Source organism: Nocardia sp. NBC_01329 (assembly GCF_035956715.1).
GTDB lineage: Bacteria > Actinomycetota > Actinomycetes > Mycobacteriales > Mycobacteriaceae > Nocardia.
On record NZ_CP108381.1, the window covers coordinates 5676647 to 5695027 of the forward strand.

Below are 18381 nucleotides of genomic sequence, written 5' to 3' on the forward strand. Positions count from 1 at the left end.
GTCCCGCCGGTGCGCCGCCGTCGGGCCTCGGGCGTTGTGTGGGGCGCCCGCCGTCGTGGTGGTCTCGGCCTCGGGGGTGGGCACCGGGAGCCGGTGGCCGGCCCTGGCCGGGGGGCATCGGCGGGCGGCCGGGCGGCTGTGGCGGCCGGGACCCCGGCATCGGCGGGACCGCGCCCTGCGCACTCGACGGTGGTGCGGATCGCTGGTCGGCCGGGCGGGCTCCGGACGGTGGAGCGGATCGCAGGCCGGGTGGGACGGCCGGGCGCGCGCCGGACGGTGGTGCGGATCGCTGCTCCGGTGGGACCGCTGGGCGCGCGCCGGACGGCGGGCTCGGGGGCCGGCCCGGGGCTGGATTCCGGGGCATGCGCGGATCCGGGTTCGGCTGCCGGGTGGGCGCGTAGCGGTCCTCCCCCGGATGCGGCCCTGGGCCCGGTCGGGGACCGGGTGGGACGGCGTGATCCGGCGGTCCACCGGGCCGTTCGGGCCGGCGCATCTGCGGGGGTGGCTCCCGGAACGCGGCGGGGCGTTCGCGGTCGAGCTCCGGATCACCCGGATGACCCGTCATATCCGTCTCCGGGCCGGGAGCTCGATGCACTCGCTCCCACGGTGCGCTGGGGGACCGGCGGGCACGTGGACCGTCGGGCTGTCGACCGGGCTGCTGCCGATGAGCGGAGGATTCATCGTCGCTCATCATGCCTCCTGTATCGCCCGGACTCCGCGTGGCGGTTGTCCCCTGTGTCGCGTCGAACACATTGTCTCGGCACCAACGCGCGCCTGACCGTACGGTTCGGCGGTGGTGGCGCGTCCGACTGCGCACCGACACCCGGACGGATCTCCGGACAGCCGGTGCGCACTCTCTATCTTCCATGGGACGCGGGTCCGGGTCACCCTCCCCCGACCGTGTGCACGGCCGACGCCCGGCCGCCTACCCGCGCGGAACGCGGAATCCGCGACTACACGTGTTCCCGGCCCCGTACCGTGCGGTCGGTCGGCTGCTGGGCCTCGGCGGTCGACTCGGGCCCGGAACGACCGCGTCCACGGCGGCGGGCCCGGCCCAGCCGGACGACGCGCTGCCGGAGCCCGGGGTCGATACCCTTGTCGGCCGGATCGCGTTTGCCGTGGAACCGCCGCCACAACCGGCGTCCGGCCAGCAGGAACAGCAGGGCCGCCGCGCACGCGGTGATGATCGCGAGGATCTGACCGTAGGCGTTGGAACGCACCGAGATCGAGGTGGCGTAGCCGAGCGGTACCCCATCCGGTGTGCTCAGCGAGATCGGCACCACGAGTTTGCGGCTGTCGCTGACCTCGGTCGGGATCTGGAAGGACCGCGTGCCCCGCGGGGGGAGCAACTGCTCACCGATATCGGTGATCTTGGTTTCCGGCGGGGCGTCGATCCGGAACCGGATCCGCACCGAGACGGGCAAGTCGTTGCGTGCTACCAGCAACAACGGGCTCGACTCGGAGGCCAGCGTGTACACGCCACCGGGCGGCAGCACCGATACCGAACGGAAGATCTCGTCCACGGTCGACGTCGCCTTCTCGATCCGGCGTTGCGCGAAGACCTCGGCCTGGGCGGTGGGGCCGCCCCGCCGGTCCGACAGCGACAGCGCGCGCACCAGATCGTCGCGCAGCGGGTCGAGATAGGCGCGGGGGGTAGGCGCCGTTTCGGGCACCTCGACCATCGCCTGCAGCAACTGGGAGATCCGGTGGGACTGGTCGCGCGCGGGAGTTGCGAAATAGCCGGGCACCCCCTCCACGGCAGCCTCCGGCAGCGGCGTCAGCTGATACGGGACCGGATCGGGGGCCTGGCCGACGAGATCGTCGAACGGCCGCGGATCGACCAGCTTGTTCTCGGCCAACAGGTCCAGTTGCCGCAACAGGGCGGCGGCCTCGTCGCGATTCGCGCCCCACTGTTGCGGCGGCATGATCAACTGTGAGCGCGGGCGGCGCGGATCGGTTTGCAGCGCCCGCCACGAAACCGCCCCCAGCGCGTCCTGCAGCCGCGCGGTCCGGGAATCGTTGGTCACCGCGTACCGCGCCGATTCGGGAACATAAGCCGGGGTGGGCGGATTGGAACCGACCCCCGCCAACGCGGCGGCGGGCCAGATATCGAAGGTTGCCACCCGCAGCGCCGGATCGGCCGTCGAAGCGCCGCCGCCGCCCGCCTGCGAGGGCGCGGCGCCCGCCGGGGTCTGCGCCGGGGACGGTACTCCGGAATCAGTCTGTTCACCGGCGGGGACCGCGTCCGGGGTGTCACCGGACTCCGGTGCCGGGGCAGGCGGCGGAACCGCACCGGGCACACCTGGCAGCCGCACCATATCCGGCACGGCCGCGTACGGATCGCCGATACCGCCTTCGGGGGCCACCGCGTTACCCGCCAGCACCGCCGTCCCGAACCCCTGCGCCTTCAACAGCTGCGCCGCGCCCTGATCCAGACTGCTGGCGTCGGGCAGGCTCACCCCGCGCACGGACCGGGTGTTCAGAATCGAATCCACGATCGATGCCGGCGAATTTAGTGCCCGCGCGGTGAGCGCCGGATCGGCGGCCGCTGCCAGCGCCGAGATATCGACCTGCGCGAACGGCAGCGCCACCGTGCACATCGACGACGCCAGATTCCGCAACCGGTCCAGCCATGCATTCGCGGATTCGGTTCCGGCCCCGGGCCGGGTCGCACCGTCCGGGTCCGACGGACTGGCCAGAACCCGATAATCGCTGGTCATCGCCTGCACAGTGAGCAGCAGATCGGGGTCGATCGCCAAACAGACCGCCGATGATGGGCCGTCTTCGCCCCGATCGGCGGCGAACACCGATTCCAGCGCCCCCACCAGCTCGTCCAACCGGCCCCCCCGGCTCACCGACGCGGCAAGTTCGTCATCGGTCAGCTCGACCTCCCGATCCAGGTCACCGGTCTGTCCGGCCACCATGCGGGGACGATCGGCCAGCGGCCACAACAGGGTGGTCTGCACCGGCGGCGTGGCAGGCGCGGGCCGCGGCGGACCGCTACCGTCGGCAGCCGCCGGCAAACCCAGCACCGGCAGCAGGAAACGGGCGTCGTCCAACCGCGCCTGACCGCCGTAATCCGGGGTCCCGTTCACGTTCAGCAACAGCGGGTACACGCCGGCCTCGGTGATATTCAGTGAAGTCCCCGCCGCATCCCGCAGCGGGACGGTCATGGTGAACTGCTGCCGCTGCCCCGGCTCCAGCCGCACCGCCACATCCTGGAACGGCGTCGGGAATTCGTAGTTCACCTGATCGAGCTTCAGGCTCGTGCGCAGCTCACTGGGGTCGGCAACCGGTCGTGCCCGCTGCACCCGCACAGCCACCTCGTCCACCCCGCGATCACCGATATTGGTGACCGTGCCCGCAACTGTCAGCATGGGATCACTCTGTGCGGTGACCGTGCCGGGACTCACCGAATCGAGGGACAACTTCAAGAACTGCGGCGCAGCGGTGTCCTCGGCCGACCCCGTCGGCTGGGCGCGCGCCGGGGATCCGAGCAGCGCGGGCAGCGCCGCCGAGCCGAGGATGGTCAGGATCACGAGCATGATCCGACTCAGTCCACGCGTCATCGCTTGCCGGTCTCCATCCGGTCGATCAGGCGGTTCGCCACCTCGGCCAGCCTGCGCTCGTCGGCATAGGCCAGCCTAGAGTTCAATTCGCTCAGCGGTACCCAGTCGACCTGGGTGACCTCTACATCCGCGTCGGATAATTCACCACCGACCGAACGCAGCAGAAAATGATGCACTGTTTTGTGTACCCGCCGACCCTCGGTGACGAACCAGTAATCGATACTGCCCAATTCGGCGACTACCTCGCCCTGGATACCGGTCTCTTCGGCAACCTCACGGATCGCCGTCTGCTCCGAGGATTCACCCTCTTCGATATGTCCTTTGGGCAGCGACCATAGCAGCCGGCCCCGGCGGTCGGTACGGCCGATAAGAGCGGCGCAGCGCGTTTCCGGCGGACCGTCCAGACCATCGACCACCAAACCCCCGGCCGAGGTCTCCCGCACGGTACGCATGCGAGGTTTCGCCGCACCACCGGCCGAACCACGACGCCGCGGCTGGCGGCGTCTACTGTTCGCACGATCGGCCGGAGACACTACGCAATACTAGAGCAGTGTTTGTTTGCGGCGCCTTCGGCGCCGCGGGTCGAGGCCCCCTGGGGTCCCGCCGTTCAGCCCTCGAATCTCGACGCAACCACCCGAGTCGAGTTCTACGAGACACCCCGAAGGGTTGAGGCCGTCTCGCCGTTCAGGCCTCGAAGCGCATGCGACGTGCGGTCGGCCATCCGATGGACCGACCGTTGAGCACCTTCGGCCGAGGTGAACCCACCCAGGCCAGGGTGCGAGTCCCGAGGCCTGAACGGCGAGACCTCCAGGGCCTCAACCCCGCGCGCCGAAGGCGCGCAAATAAGCACAGTAAGGTTCTGCTGTGGTTTCGACCGAGTCCGACGACGCTGTGCAGGATCGCCGTACCCGTTTGCTAGCGGCGGCCGCTATTACTCTGGGTCGGCTCTCCGATGTGCTGACTCCGCTCGGGGAGATGTTCGCCGCGCACGGGTTCCAGCTGTATCTGGTGGGGGGCAGTGTGCGGGATGCCGTGCTGGGGCGGCTCGGGACCGATCTGGATTTCACCACCGACGCACAGCCGGAGCAGGTGCTGGAGATCGTACGAGGCTGGGCCGATCAGTTGTGGGATACCGGCGGGCTGGCGTTCGGGACGGTGAGCGCGGCCAAGGACGGGCAGCAGCTGGAGATCACCACGTTCCGTAGCGATACCTATGACCGGGTTTCGCGGAATCCGCAGGTGAGCTTCGGTGACACGTTGGAAGGCGATCTGGTCCGGCGGGATTTCACGGTGAACGCGATGGCCGTCCGGATCGCGGTGGACGGGTCGCTGGAGTTCGTGGATCCATTGGACGGAATGGCCGCGCTGCTGGCCGGGGTCCTGGATACGCCTGCCGCTCCGGAGGACTCGTTCAACGATGATCCGCTGCGGATGCTGCGGGCGGCGCGTTTCGTCGCACAGCTCGGTTTCGATGTGCATCCGCGAGTGCGGGGCGCGATTGTCGAGATGGCGCCGGAGATCGATCGGATCACCGCGGAGCGGGTGCGAACGGAGCTGGACAAGTTGATCGGTGGCGCCCATCCGATCGACGGCATCAACATGATGTGTGAAACAGGTCTGGCGCAGCGGGTGCTGCCGGAGGTACCGGCCATGAAACTGGAGATCGATGAGCATCACCAGCACAAAGACGTCTACTGGCATTCGCTGACGGTGCTCGACCAGGCCATCGACCAGGAGGAAGGCGATCCGGACCTGGTGCTGCGTTGGGCCGCGCTGTTGCACGACATCGGGAAACCGGATACCAAACGCAACGAGTCCGGTGGCGGGGTGAGTTTCCATCACCATGAGGTGGTGGGCGCGAAGATGGTGCGCAAGCGGATGCGTGCGCTGAAGTATCCGAAGCAGTTCACCGAGGATGTCGCCCGCCTGGTGTTCCTGCATCTGCGGTTCCACGGCTACGGCAAGGGTCAGTGGACCGATTCGGCGGTCCGCCGATATGTCACCGATGCCGAGGATCTCCTGCCTCGCCTGCACAAGCTGGTGCGGGCCGACTGCACCACCCGGAACAAGCGCCGGGCGGCGGCGTTGCGGTCCACCTATGACGATCTCGAGGCGCGGATCGCCCGGTTGCAGGAGCAGGAGGATCTGGCCCGGGTGCGGCCGGATCTGGACGGTAACGCGATTATGGAACTGCTGGGCCTGCCGCCGGGGCCGGAGGTCGGACGGGCCTGGCGGTACCTGAAGGAGCTGCGGCTCGATCGCGGTCCGCTCACTCGGGACGAGGCCGAGCAGGCACTCGAGCAATGGTGGCAGACCCAGAATTGATCGTGCCGTCAGAAAACGATCAGCGTCGTTCCGGCCACGATCGCGGAGCGGATCTGCGTCAGGTCGAAGGACCCGCTGATCGGCGCCAGTTCGATCCGGAACCGGATGAGCGCGCCGTCGCGAACAGCCCAGCGCACCCGGGCACCCCGGGGTAGCTCCCCCATCGGGATGGGGTTCATTGCGCGCCACCGCCTCGGTACCGGCAGTCCGGCCCAGTGGGCGCGGTGTATCTCGAGGTGTAGTGCATCGTCGGTGATCGAGGCATCCAATTCGGCGGTGACGCGTTTGCGGCGGTGTACCGCGCGGATCAGCCCCGATTCGGTGACCGACAGGTCCCATTCCCGCTGCCGGCTCGCGAGCCAGTCCACCACGGTCGCCAGGCCGACCGTGCCCTCGATATCGATCTGGTTGGCGCGGACCCGGGTCGGCACGCCGGGGACCAGCCTGACCTCGTGTGAAATGACGGTGATCTCGTCGATGGGCCGTTCATCCCAGCGCAGTTCCCGCAGCACGGCCTTGGTCTGGAAATGCGCGCCGCGGCGGCGCACCTTCAGCACGTTCAGGGTGCCGGTGAGCTGGTGGCCGAGCAGGGTCGCGCTGAGCTCCTGCCCGCCGAATCGGCTCAGGATTCCTTCGCTCAGCACCGTGAGCAGAGTGTCCGGGAGCAGCGCGGTGACGGTCCCGGCGCCGAGGTCGGCCATCGGTCCCATCCAGGCGGTGGTATATCTGACCCACTGTTCCAGCCGGGTCTGCTCGAACAGTCGTCTGCCGAGTTCGACGGCCCGCAGCGCGGAGAACGGGGAGGCCGATCGCGGATCGGAGTAGGCGGCCATGATCACCTGTGAGCTTACTGGGCCGGCGCGGCGGCCACCACGCGGAGGCCGACCCGGCATCGATCAATCAGCACGGATGCTGCCCGTTTCGGGTAGGTTCATTCCGGCAATGGGACTCGACATCAGGCTACGAAAAGTTGTGTTCGGGGTGGTGCCGGGTTCCCGGCCGGGTCGGGTCGGGCTCGCCTTCCTCGGCGTGGTTCTCGCGGGGTATGTGGTCGTTCCGGTTCCTGCTCGTTCCGCACCGTTCCCGTGGGCTCCGCCACCGGTGAATGCCTGCGGTGAGACCGGTTTCGATCCGCTGGCCCGCGAACCCGATCCGTCGGCGCCGCCCGCTCCGCCGCTACAGGTGCCCCCGCGTATCGATATCCCGATTCCGGTGCCGCGACTACAGCCGGTGCCCGTACCGGATCCGCCGCCCGACAATACGCGGATCACGCCGGAGCCGCTGCCCGTCGATCCCTGCCACAATCCGTGTCCCGATATCCGCGATACGCCGAAACCGCCGGTGCCCGCACCGGAGCTCGGCGCACCGCCGCCGCCCCCGGACAGCGGTTCGGCGAGCGGAAGCGGTTCGGGCAGTGGGTCCGGTTCCGGAGTGCCGTGGCGATTGCCCGAGGTGCGGTTCGATCCGGAGATCGAACCCATCCCCTACCCCGTGCCCGGCGGTCCGGGCGTTCCGCCGCAACCGGCGCCGCCGCAGGTTGTGCATCCAGCCGAACCAGGTCCGGTCGCGGCGCCGGTCGCCGCGCCGCGGGTCGAGTCGGTGCGGCTGGTCGAGCAGCTGACCGGGCACGGTTCGCGGAATCGGACCGATATGCGCTGGCAGGTCGACGGCACCGACCTGGGGCTGATGTGGGAGACGAAACCGGGTGAGGTCGCGGTGGTCTTCGGTGACACGTTCGGCAAGGGCTGGTCGGCCGGTGGCGCGGGTGGTCCCGATGCCGACTGGCGCAGCAATGTGCTGGGCTACAGCACCGACCGCGATCTCGCCGACGGTCTTTCGCTGGACACGATGGTCCAGGACAGCCGCTGTCACGCCGCCGAACTGCTGGGTAGCCGCAAGATCAAGAACTGGGAAACCACAACCATTCCGACCTCCGGTTTCGCATTGGCCGGCCGGCAGTATCTCAGCTTCATGTCCGTGAACGCGTGGAGCCGAGTACCGGGTATGTGGTCGACCAACTACGGCGGTATCGCCTACTCCGACGACAACGGCAGCACCTGGGTCAAGGATCAGCACGCCAGATGGGAGAACCTGTTCGGGCTCGGGCGGTTCCAGGTGGCGGCCATGGTGCCGCACGGGGACCATGTCTACATGTTCGGCACCCCGAACGGCCGGATCGGTGTGATCGGGCTGGCTCGGGTCCCGAAAGATGAGGTGCTGAACAAATCGGCGTATCAGTACTGGGTCGGCGGTACTTGGGCACCGGCGGCCGAGAACCAGGCGACACCGCTGGTGGCGGGGATCGCCAGCGAACTGTCGGTGCGCGTCGATCCGGCTACCGGCCAATGGCAGATGTGCTATCTCGACCCGGCGCGCGGCGCGATCGTCCTGCGGACCGCCGCCGACCCGCAGGGAACCTGGACAGACCCGGTCCAGCTCGTATCGACGGCCGACTATCCCCAGTCCTACGGCGGTTTCATCCATCCGTGGTCGACGTCGCGCGACCTGTACTTCACCGTGTCCGCGTGGGATTCCTACAACGTCTATCTACTGCACGCCCAGCTGAGTCCGCCGGACGAGCCGCCCGCACCGTGACGGTCGTCCGAGTTCAGCCGGGGCCCGCCACGCGACGGAAACGGATCCGCTGACCGGGCCGGGCCTGCGAGATGCGGTCGATATCGGCGTCGGCGACCACCGCGATGACCGGGTAGCCGCCGGTGATCGGATGGTCGGCGAGGAAGACCACCGGCTGCCCGCTGGGCGGAACCTGTACCGATCCGAGTGCCATACCTTCGGTGGCCAGTTCGCCGGCCGAGATACGTTGTAGCGGTGGTCCTTCCGCCCGGTCGAGGCGCGCACCTACGCGGTCGGTATCGGCGCTCACTGCCCAGTGCCCGGTGAACAGGGCGCCCGGGTCGGTGAACCAGTTGTCGCGTGGGCCGGGCAGTGCCCGGATCTGCAGTGCCCTGGGCGGACCGGGCGGACCGGGCTGCGGCGCCTGCTCGATATTCGGCCAATCGCGGGGTTGTGGACCGATGGGGATCGTTTCGCCTCGGCGCAACGGCGGCGGACCGATACCGGACAGTGTGTCGTGACTGCGGGAGCCCAGGACCGGTGCGACATCCACTCCCCCGCGTACGCCGATATAGCTGCGTAACCCGGTCCGGGTGAAACCGAGACGCAACCGTCGGCCGGGTTCGAGATGCAGCACGCTCGCATGTCCCACCGGGGTCCCGTCGACGGTGGCGGGGGCGGGTGCTCCGGTGACCGCCACCAGTAGTGAGATTTCGGCGCGCAGGGTCAGTCCGCCCAGCAGAACCTCGATCCCGGCCGCCCCCTGTGGGTTTCCCACCAGTCGATTCGCCAGTCGAAGGGCGCCACGGTCCGCCGCCCCGGCGGGGCCGACACCGGAATCGAACCAGCCCGGGCGACCCAGATCCTGGACGGTGGCCAGCGGACCGACCTGCTCGATCACGATCACGAGGCGGCATCCACGTCGACGAACCGCACCCGGGCGCCCGCGCGCACCAGCGCGGGCGGTTCCCGGCCGGTATCCCACATGGTCAGGTCGGTGGTACCGATGAGCTGCCAGCCGCCCGGGGTCTCCCGGGGGTACACCGCCGTATAGCTATCGGCCAGACCCACCGATCCCGCCGGTATCCGGGTGCGTGCCGCGCTCCGGCGAACAACCTTCGACTGCCAGTCGGCGGCGGTGAGGTATCCGAATCCGGGCGCGAAACCGACGAAAGCGCAGTGCCACACTGCGGCGGTGTGGGCGGAAATCACCTGTTCGGGGCGCATATCGAGCATATCGGCCACACATTCGAGATCCGGACCGTCGTAGCGCACCGGGATTTGTAGGGGTTCGGTTGTGGTGGTGAATGTTCCACGGGAAACATCGCGTTCCGTCGCGCTGACATCGGCGACGATCTGCTCCAGCCCTCGCCGCACCCGGGCCGCCGAGCCCACCGAATCCAGGGTGATCAGAACGGTTTCCGCGGCGGGCAGGAAATCCACCACACCGGCCGGGGTTCGCTCGGACAACGCCGCGACCAGTTGGCCGACCCGGCCCGGATCGGCCGGAGTGACCAGGAAGGCCCGGTCGCCCGCACACCGTATCGCCGCCGGGCCAGTTTCCCGGATCTGTTGTGGTCGTGCCGATTTCACGTCACCCGCTCCGTTCGTTCAGGTGAAGGCCGCTACGGCGATCCCGGCGTCCTCCAGTGCGGCGCGGATCCGCCGGGCCATCGCGACCGCCGCCGGGGTGTCGCCGTGAACGCAGATGCTGTCCGGTGCGACCGCCACGGTGCCGCCCCCGTGCGCCACCCGAGCAGTGCCGGTCTCCGCCAGTGATACCGCCTGGGCGACAGCTGTATCAGTGTCGAGAACGGCGCCGGAGGTTCCCCGTGCGGCCAACCCGCCTGCCACGGTGTAGCCCCGGTCGGCGAATCCTTCGCTCACGAACGGGGTCCCGGCAGCGAGCGCGGATTTCTCGAGATGGGTACCAGCGGGACCGAGTAATGCCAGGGCCGGGTCGTAGTCGTGGAGGGCTCCGACCACGGCCTCGGCAAGGGCCGCATCGGCCGCGGCGGCGTGGTAGAGCGCGCCGTGCGGTTTGACGTACCGCACCCGGTCACCGGATGCCCGAGCGAACCCGTCCAGGGCCGCGATCTGGTAGAGCGTCTCGTCGCGCAGTTCATCGGGCGGCACAGCCATGGCCCGCCGGCCGAACCCGGCCAGATCCCGATACCCGATATGCGCCCCGATCCGCACCCCCTTGTCCACCGCTGTCGCGCAGGTGCGCCGCATGATGGACGGGTCGCCGGCGTGGAAACCGCAGGCGATGTTCGCGCTGGTCACGATATCCAGCATGGCGGCATCCTCCCCCATGCTCCACGCACCGAACCCCTCGCCGAGGTCGCTGTTGAGATCCAATCCCACGGCATCCTCCTTCCGGCTCTGTCTCCATTGTTCACCTGGTCGGGGTGTCACGCACCGTGTTCGGTCAGCCGGTGGACCACCGGCGCGACCGGGCGGATACCGCCGTGGTGCGACCGATCGGTCAACCGATCTCGCCGACGGCCGGTCGGCTCTGCCTGCGGTTGTTGAGCAGCAAGGCGACGATCCCGGCGCCGTAGCACCCCGCCCCCGCCAGCACCACCACCGGTGACCTGCCGTCCGCCGGAACGACCAGCGCCGTCATCGCGACCGCCAGCACGAACCCGATATTGAACACCGTGTCCTGGAGGGCGAAAACCTGTCCGCGCCGGTCGTCGGGGATATCCATCTGCATGGCCGCGTCACCGGTGAGCTTGATCGTCTGCCCGGCGAGACCGAGCAGGAATGCCCCGGCGAGCAGGAGTTGGTGGGCCCGGTGCACGGTATCGGCGGAATGGGCGAGGGCGGTCGGCAGGACCAGCGCCAGCTGCACGGCGATAGCGCCGGACAGCGCGAGCAGTATTGTGCGGGGCCGGCCCAGGCGTGGAATGAGCAGCGGGGTCAGCAGGGCCGCCAGCAGCATTCCGGCGGCGGTGGCGGTGATCGCGACGCCGAAACCGATGAGTCCGCTGTCCACCGCCGCGCCGTGCGACGGCGTCTCCCTCAGTACCAGCACCATGACGAGTGTGTTGGCGCCGAACACGATCCGGTGGGTTCCGATCCCGATCATCGCAGTGGACACATCGACCGAATGCCGGACCGCGCGTGCGCCGACCAGCAGCCCGGCCAGTACCGCCCGGACAGCGCCGGCTGTATCTCCGGGGTCCGATTCCGGGCCGAGCGTGCGGGGCCGGAATCCGGCCGTGAGCACCACCCCGGCCACCGAACCGCTCGTACTCAGGGCCACGGCGGCAGCCGATCCGGCATCCCCGGCGCCGATTACGCCGATCACCGCCACCGCAGCGCCGGCACCTGCCGCGGCGCACGCCGAACCTACGGTGGCGAGGACGGAATTGGCCGGTACCAGCCGACGCTGCAACAGCACCCGCGGCAGTGCCGCCGACACACCGGCGGCGGTGAAGCGGCTGATCCCGACCACTGTGAGTGCTACCAGCAGCAACGCGCCGGCGCGGGCGCCGGCGAGCAGCCCGAGCGCGACAGCGGCGATCAGCAGGCCGCGCACCAGGTTGGCGACCAGCATGACCAGTCGCCGATCCCACCGGTCGAGTAGGGCGCCGGCGTACGGTCCGATCAGCGAATAGGGCAGCAGTAGCACAGCGAAGCCGGCCGCGACGGCGAGCGGATCGGTTTCCCGTTGGGGGTTGAACAGGATCGCGCCGGACAGCGCGGCCTGGAACATACCGTCGCCGAACTGGCTGGTGAACCGCACCAGGGTCAACCGGATCGCGCCGGGGCTCTCGGTGATCGCCGCCCGCAGGGCCGACAGATCGTGTCTGCGCCCGCCGCCTCCGGGTGTCCGGGCCGTGGTGGTGGGTTCGGGCGCAGTGCTGGACACCGCCGCGACGCTACCCGCCCCGGAGCCCGCGAGGCATATCGGCTGGTCCGGGCACCCGCTCGGCGATCAGCAGGTCGACGGCCTCACGCATGTCCGGGGCCATCGGCAGGGTGCCCAGGTCGCGGGCATCAATCCAGGCGTAATCGTCGTGCTCGTCCGGGTCCAGAGTTATCTCACCGGGCGCGGCCTCGACCAGGAAACTGAATTTACGGACCTTGGCTTTGGTTCGGGTCGCATAGTCGAACGAGCCGAGGAAATCGGTGATACGGCGGGCCACCAGCCCGGTTTCCTCGAGCAGTTCCCGTGCTACGCCCTCGGTGAGCGATTCTCCGGATTCGACCCCGCCGCCGGGTAGTTCGTACATTCCGCCGAGATAGTCACCCGGTACCCGGCGCACCACCAGTAGTTTTCCGTCCCGGAACACTGCGACGCCGACGACCAGATCGGTGACACCGTCGCGCCGCGCGGCGGCACGCAGCCGTTGTTCGGTTCGCGCGAGTGCTCCGGGGCGCATCTTCCACCTCCTGGTTCTTTTTATCCATTTTCGACGAAACACGTGCCACACCGCTATTACCGCCCCTGTTGCTCACGAGCCGTTCACCCCGAGGCCGCTCGCGTAAAATGCCGGGAGCGGACAATCGACGAGGTCGTGGTATCGCCGAGTTGCTACATACGGGAAAGGTAATTGTGCCCGAGCCGGAAAGGAGTCGTGCGATGTCCACGCTGCCGACGCCGCATATCGATGTACATCGTGCGGGTGACCGCATGAAAACCCGGATATCCTGGCTCGACTCCAAACATTCGTTCTCCTTCGGCGCGCACTACGACCCCGAGAACACCCACCACGGTCTGTTGCTGGTGAACAACGACGATATCGTCTTGCCCGGTCAGGGCTTCGACACCCATCCGCACCGCGATATGGAAATCGTGACCTGGGTGCTGGAGGGTTCCCTTGTTCACCAGGATTCGCTCGGCCACAGTGGCGTCATCTACCCGGGACTCGCGCAGCGGATGAGCGCCGGCACCGGGATACGACATTCGGAGAAGAACGATTCCTGGCGAGTCGAGGGCGATCGGCCCGAGCACGACGAGCCGGTGCATTTCGTGCAGATGTGGGTGCTGCCCGACGAACCCGGCATCGAACCGGGCTATCAGCAGCTGGAGATCGACGACCAATTGGCCGCGGGTGGGCTGGTGACCGTCGCGTCCGGGCTGCCGCGGTATCGCGATCGGACCGCGATCGCTATCAACAGTTCGCATTCGGCGCTGCACGTGGCGAAGTTGGCGCCGGAGGGCCAGGCGACGGTGGATCTGCCCGAGGCGCCGTATCTGCATGTGTTCGTCGCCCGCGGGGCTGTCGAGATGGAGGGCTCGGGTCCGCTGGATGCGGGTGACGCCGTGCGCCTGACCTTTTCCGGTGGCCAGCGGCTCACCGCACGGGAACCGGCGGAAGTGCTGATCTGGGAGATGCATGCTCGGCTCGGAGCCGGGTAACGTCCGAAAAGTCTGGATAGGGGTCGACCCGAGCGGTAGGGACCCTCGACAATGATATGCGGACCGAGATCATTCGAGCGCAGGGTCTCGATCAGTTCAGCTGAGGAGGAATGTATGTCCTACCCACCACCCCCGGGCTATCCCGCGCCGGGACCGGGGCCCTATCCCGGTCCCGGCGGGCAGCCCGAGTATTGGCAGGAATCGCCGAAACGCAAAGGGATGGCGATCGCCGCGCTGGTTCTCGGCATCCTCGGCGTATTGAGTTTCTGGACGATCGCCGGCGGCATCCTATTCGGGCTGATCGCGGTGATCCTCGGGGTGATCGCCCTGGTCAAGGCCAAACGCGGTACCGGCGGCGGCGGGATCATGGCTGTGATCGGCCTGATTCTCGGCCTGCTCGCCATCGTCGGCGTGATCGTTGTCGCCATCGTCGGCTGGGGGATCTGGTCGGATTCGGGCGGCCGGGATTTCGTGGACTGTGTGAGCAACGCGAACGGCGACCAGACCGCCGTCTCGCAGTGTGAGGACGAGTTCAATCAGCGCATCGAGGACCAATACGGAGTGACGATCGCGCCCCCGGAGCCGACCAACTGAACAGGCGGGCCGGGTGCGTGGCCGGCCCGCCCCCGTCCGGCACCGGCATACTGGGGCTGGTGACCGGGAGATCAGCGCGTCAGATGCAGGAAGGCGACCGTCGATGAAACAGGAACCCTCTGTCGTGAGTCAGGGAATCCCCACCAGCTATGGGGAGGCGGCCGACTCCGATCCGACCAGCCACTCCGGTATCGATCTGACCCATCTCGACCCGGCTGTCCGGGTGCAGGACGACCTGTTCACGCATGTCAACGGCGCTTGGTTGACCGGGTACGAGATCCCGGCCGATCGGGCGGTCGACGGCGCGTTCCGCACCCTTTACGACCGGGCGGAGCTCGATGTCCAGGAGATCATTCGCAACGCCGAGGGAGAACCCGGCAGCGATGCGCGCAAGATCGCCGATCTCTTCGCCTCGTTCATGGATACCGATACCGTCGAATCGCTGGGGCTGACGCCGATCGTCGAGGAGTTGGCCGCGCTCGCGCGGACCACCGACCGCGGTGAGTTCGCCGGGCTGCTGGGCCGGTTGCAGCGTGTCGGCGTCTCCGGTGCGGTCGCCGTCTATGTCGATACCGACGACAAGGACTCGGAGCGCTACCTCGTCTACGCGACGCAGTCCGGTATCGGACTACCCGACGAGTCCTACTACCGTTCCGACGAATACGCCGAGGTACGCGAACGCTACATCGCGCATATCGATCGGATGTTCGCCCTGGTGGCGGCCGATCCGCGAGTCGCGGAACTGGTGCCCGCGGGGTCGGTGGGCTCTCGCGTTTTCGAGCTCGAGCGCAAACTCGCGGCCGGACACTGGGATGTGGTGCGCCGCCGCGACGCCGAATTGAGCTACAACCTCACGACCTTCACCGACCTGCTGGCCGATGATCCGGAATTCGACTGGACCGCGTGGGCCGGCGGTCTCACCGAGGGCGTTTCCGGCGCCGGCCCGGAGCTGCTGGCGGAACTGGTTGTCCGGCAACCGGACTACTTGCGGACCTTCGCGCAGCTGTGGGCTTCGGAATCTGTCGAGGAGTGGCGGCTGTGGGCGCAGTGGCGGGTATTGCGTTCCCGTGCGCCCTATCTCACCGAGGCAGTGGTGGAGGAGAGCTTCGATTTCTACGGCCGCACATTGACCGGCGCCCAGGAGAACCGGGAACGCTGGAAGCGTGGAGTGTCGCTGGTCCAGGATCTGCTCGGTGAGGCCGTGGGCAAACTTTATGTGGCCGAGCACTTTCCGCCCGAGGCCAAAACGGCGATGGTGCGGTTGGTGGACAATCTGCGCGAAGCCTATCGCCGCAATATCGCCGAGCTGGAGTGGATGAGCCCGGCGACGCGGCAGGCCGCCCTGGCCAAACTGGAGAAGTTCACCCCCAAGATCGGCTATCCGGACCGCTGGCGCGACTACTCCGCGATCACGGTGACTCCGGCCGATCTGGTCGGGAACTACCGGCGCGGCTACGCCGTCGATCACGATCGCGACCTGAACAAACTCGGCGGTCCGGTGGATCGCGACGAATGGTTCATGACCCCGCAGACGGTGAACGCCTACTACAACCCGGGGATGAACGAGATCGTCTTCCCGGCTGCCATCCTGCAGCCGCCGTTCTTCGATATGAACGCCGACGATGCCGCCAACTACGGCGGGATCGGGGCGGTGATCGGCCACGAGATCGGGCACGGTTTCGACGATCAGGGCGCCAAGTACGACGGCGACGGCAATATGGTCGACTGGTGGACCGATTCCGATCGCGCCGAGTTCGGTAAGCGCACGCGCGCACTCATCGACCAGTACGACGTACTCTCCCCCGTCGATCTGCCGGACGAGCACACCGTCAACGGCGAGTTCACGATCGGCGAGAACATCGGCGATCTGGGCGGGTTGTCGATCGCCCTGCAGGCCTACCGGATATCGCTGGACGGCCGGGAGGCGCCGATGATCGACGGCCTCACCGGGCTGCAACGGGTGTTCTTCGGCTGGGCGCAGGTCTGGCGGACCAAATCGCGTCCGGAGGAGGCGGTGCGCCGCCTGGCCGTCGACCCGCACTCCCCGCCGGAGTTCCGCTGCAACGCGGTGGTACGCAATATCGACGCGTTCCACGAGGCCTTCGAGTTGACGCCGGCGGATGCCCTGTATCTGGCTCCGGAGGAGCGCGTCAAGATCTGGTGACCCCACCTGGTGACAGAACGGTGGCCCACCCGAATTTCGGATAGGCCACCGTTCTCCTGCCCAGTTCCGCCGCCGTCGAACCCGCGCAGCCTCCCCGGATGGTCTACCCCAGTGGTCGGGGCCCGCCCCGATTCTGGAGCGACAGAGCGAAGGAGCGCAGCGACTGAGCGCCGGAGTGAAGAACCGGGGTCACGAGGGCCCCGACAGCCCCGCCGAAGGCGGGGCAAACAATACAGTCGGGGCCCGCCCCGGTTCTGGAGCGACGAAGCGATGGAGCGCAGCGACTGAGCGTAGGAGTGAAGAACCGGGGTTAATAGGGCCCCGACCCGCCCCGCCGAAGGCGGGGCAGATCAACACAGCTCAGTTCCAGTCGCCCAGGCCGTCGCCGGTGTTGAGGGTGCCGCCCTGGGTGTTCTGTATGACCACCGCGTCACCCTTGTTAACGTTTTCGAAGAACCACTGCGCGTCCTCGGTGCTCACGTTCAGGCAGCCGTGGCTGGTGTTCGCGTAGCCCTGCGAACCGACCGACCACGGTGCCGCGTGTACGAAGATCCCGCTGTTGGAGATACGGGTCGCGTATTCGACGTCGAGCTTGTAGCCCTCGGGGGCGTCGATCGGGACACCATAGGTCGAGGAGTCCATGACCATTTCACGTTTCTGCTCGCCGACGATGTAGGTGCCGTTGGGCGTTTCGTGGTCCACCTTGCCCATCGAGGTCGGCATGGTGCGCACGACCTCGCCGTTACGGGTCACGGTGATCATCTTGGTGTTGTCGTCGGCGGTGGCGATCACGGCGTCACCCACGTGGAAGGCGCTGCGGCTGCCGCCCGCTTCCACCACGACGTCGGACTGTGCCGGCCAGAATTGGTTCGGCCGCCAGCGCACCTGCTTATCGCTCCACCAGTAGAAATGGCCGGCCACATCGGCCGACGGGGTGATCTTGATGGCGCGTTCGGCTGCTGCGCGGTCGTCGACCGGATCCTTGAAGTTGATGATGATCGGCTGCGCGATTCCGACCTCTTCACCCTCGGAGGGGTTGATCGCGGGTGGCGCGAAGTCGGCCGCCGGCGGGACGGGTTCGGCGACGCCGGCCGATGAACCGGAGGGCAGGTTGGGCAGCGCGTAGGCGGGCGCGGTGGCCACCGTGGTGGCAGTGGCGATCGCGGCCGTCAACAGGACACCCTGCCGAAGCCGGTTCGAAGTCCGGCGACTGGTCGGCAGCGACCCGGTGTTGTTGAAGACATGCATAGAGTGTTCGTCCGTCCATTCGACTCTGGAGCGCACGGGGCTGGTGGGCCGCCGGTACGTCCTTCGGAGCACCCCGGCGAGTGTTCGCGGAGTTGGTGGAGCCCCTCCACGGCTGTCGTGTGGCTCGTGAGCCCTATCGAAAGGCCGTCCGCGCGTCGCCGGTCGTGGAGTTGTGGAGCGGTCCCGACTGGTTGTGGCGCAACGCGGAAGCTCGCACGTGATCCTGCGGGTGCGCCTCCGCTCCAAGGTCCTTGGTACTGCGTTTATCCAGTCGTTACCAGTCCCCCTTTTCGTTACATAGCTGTTATGCATCAATGGTGTGCTGCGCCACCGCCCGCGCGCGGTGTCCCCGGTGGCACGCCGAATACCGGGTGTGCCGGGAATTCCTGTTCGGCCGGTACGCACCGCCATGGCCCGGCGGCGCGGTGTGGGCAAACCTGTCGATGACATATGTCACGCCTTCGCGCGCCAGATGCTCCTTGCCCTCGGGCAGTCGGCGGCGGGCTCCCCGGAGGCGGGGTCAGCGGAGTCGA

The 18381-nt window shown here is 68.0% G+C and carries 14 protein-coding genes; 5 read left to right on the plus strand and 9 right to left on the minus strand.

The genetic code is table 11. The annotated features are described in order from the left end of the window. Positions 1-953: 953 nt before the first annotated feature. Both OG405_RS25765 and OG405_RS25770 read right to left on the minus strand, forming a co-directional pair. The gene (locus tag OG405_RS25765) at positions 954-3569 is read right to left on the minus strand and encodes a DUF6049 family protein (RefSeq protein ID WP_327148989.1); all 2616 of its coding nucleotides are present in this window, start codon (positions 3567-3569) and stop codon (positions 954-956) included. Continuing rightward, positions 3566-4102, minus strand: coding sequence for an NUDIX hydrolase (locus tag OG405_RS25770; protein ID WP_327148990.1), 537 nt, complete (start codon positions 4100-4102; stop codon positions 3566-3568). Before OG405_RS25770 ends, OG405_RS25765 begins: the two co-directional genes overlap by 4 nt. 331 nt (positions 4103-4433) lie before the next feature. Between OG405_RS25770 and OG405_RS25775 the strand changes: the two genes are divergently transcribed. Then, positions 4434-5894, plus strand: coding sequence for a CCA tRNA nucleotidyltransferase (locus OG405_RS25775; RefSeq protein WP_327148991.1), 1461 nt, complete (start codon positions 4434-4436; stop codon positions 5892-5894). Positions 5895-5902: 8 nt separating this feature from the next. Here the strand turns inward: OG405_RS25775 and OG405_RS25780 are convergent, their stop codons facing one another. Continuing rightward, positions 5903-6727 carry a hypothetical protein gene (locus OG405_RS25780; RefSeq protein ID WP_327148992.1) on the minus strand — a complete coding sequence of 275 codons (825 nt, stop codon included), beginning with the start codon at positions 6725-6727 and terminating at the stop codon, positions 5903-5905. A 109-nt stretch (positions 6728-6836) separates the two neighbouring features. Between OG405_RS25780 and OG405_RS25785 the strand changes: the two genes are divergently transcribed. After that, positions 6837-8489 (plus strand): DUF4185 domain-containing protein, encoded by a 1653-nt coding sequence (locus tag OG405_RS25785; RefSeq protein ID WP_327148993.1) that lies wholly within the window; start codon positions 6837-6839, stop codon positions 8487-8489. Positions 8490-8502: 13 nt separating this feature from the next. Here the strand turns inward: OG405_RS25785 and OG405_RS25790 are convergent, their stop codons facing one another. From OG405_RS25790 to OG405_RS25810, 5 genes are all read right to left on the minus strand, one after another. Beyond that, positions 8503-9375 carry a biotin-dependent carboxyltransferase family protein gene (locus OG405_RS25790; RefSeq protein WP_327148994.1) on the minus strand — a complete coding sequence of 291 codons (873 nt, stop codon included), beginning with the start codon at positions 9373-9375 and terminating at the stop codon, positions 8503-8505. Next, positions 9372-10061 (minus strand): 5-oxoprolinase subunit B family protein, encoded by a 690-nt coding sequence (locus OG405_RS25795; protein WP_327148995.1) that lies wholly within the window; start codon positions 10059-10061, stop codon positions 9372-9374. The genes OG405_RS25790 and OG405_RS25795 overlap by 4 nt, the downstream gene beginning before the upstream one ends. Before the next feature lie 18 nt (positions 10062-10079). Beyond that, complete coding sequence (locus OG405_RS25800; protein ID WP_327148996.1) at positions 10080-10835, minus strand: LamB/YcsF family protein; 756 nt, start codon at positions 10833-10835, stop codon at positions 10080-10082. Positions 10836-10956: 121 nt separating this feature from the next. After that, positions 10957-12348, minus strand: a complete 1392-nt coding sequence (locus tag OG405_RS25805; protein WP_442790610.1) for an MFS transporter — start codon at positions 12346-12348, stop codon at positions 10957-10959. Between the two features lie 10 nt (positions 12349-12358). After that, positions 12359-12862: an NUDIX hydrolase gene (locus tag OG405_RS25810; RefSeq protein ID WP_327148997.1), complete on the minus strand. Its 504-nt coding sequence runs from the start codon at positions 12860-12862 to the stop codon at positions 12359-12361. Positions 12863-13062: 200 nt separating this feature from the next. Between OG405_RS25810 and OG405_RS25815 the strand changes: the two genes are divergently transcribed. The 3 genes from OG405_RS25815 to OG405_RS25825 all read left to right on the plus strand — a co-directional run bounded on the left by OG405_RS25815 (position 13063) and on the right by OG405_RS25825 (position 16600). Further along, positions 13063-13842 carry a pirin family protein gene (locus OG405_RS25815; protein WP_327148998.1) on the plus strand — a complete coding sequence of 260 codons (780 nt, stop codon included), beginning with the start codon at positions 13063-13065 and terminating at the stop codon, positions 13840-13842. A gap of 114 nt (positions 13843-13956) precedes the next feature. After that, positions 13957-14436: a DUF4190 domain-containing protein gene (locus OG405_RS25820; RefSeq protein WP_327148999.1), complete on the plus strand. Its 480-nt coding sequence runs from the start codon at positions 13957-13959 to the stop codon at positions 14434-14436. Positions 14437-14539: 103 nt separating this feature from the next. After that, positions 14540-16600: a M13 family metallopeptidase gene (locus OG405_RS25825; protein WP_327149000.1), complete on the plus strand. Its 2061-nt coding sequence runs from the start codon at positions 14540-14542 to the stop codon at positions 16598-16600. Between the two features lie 360 nt (positions 16601-16960). Here OG405_RS25825 and OG405_RS25830 read toward each other — a convergent pair whose 3' ends face one another. Next, a complete protein-coding gene (locus tag OG405_RS25830) occupies positions 16961-17848 on the minus strand; it encodes a L,D-transpeptidase (RefSeq protein WP_327149001.1) in 888 nt (295 codons plus the stop codon). Positions 17849-18381 lie beyond the last annotated feature (533 nt).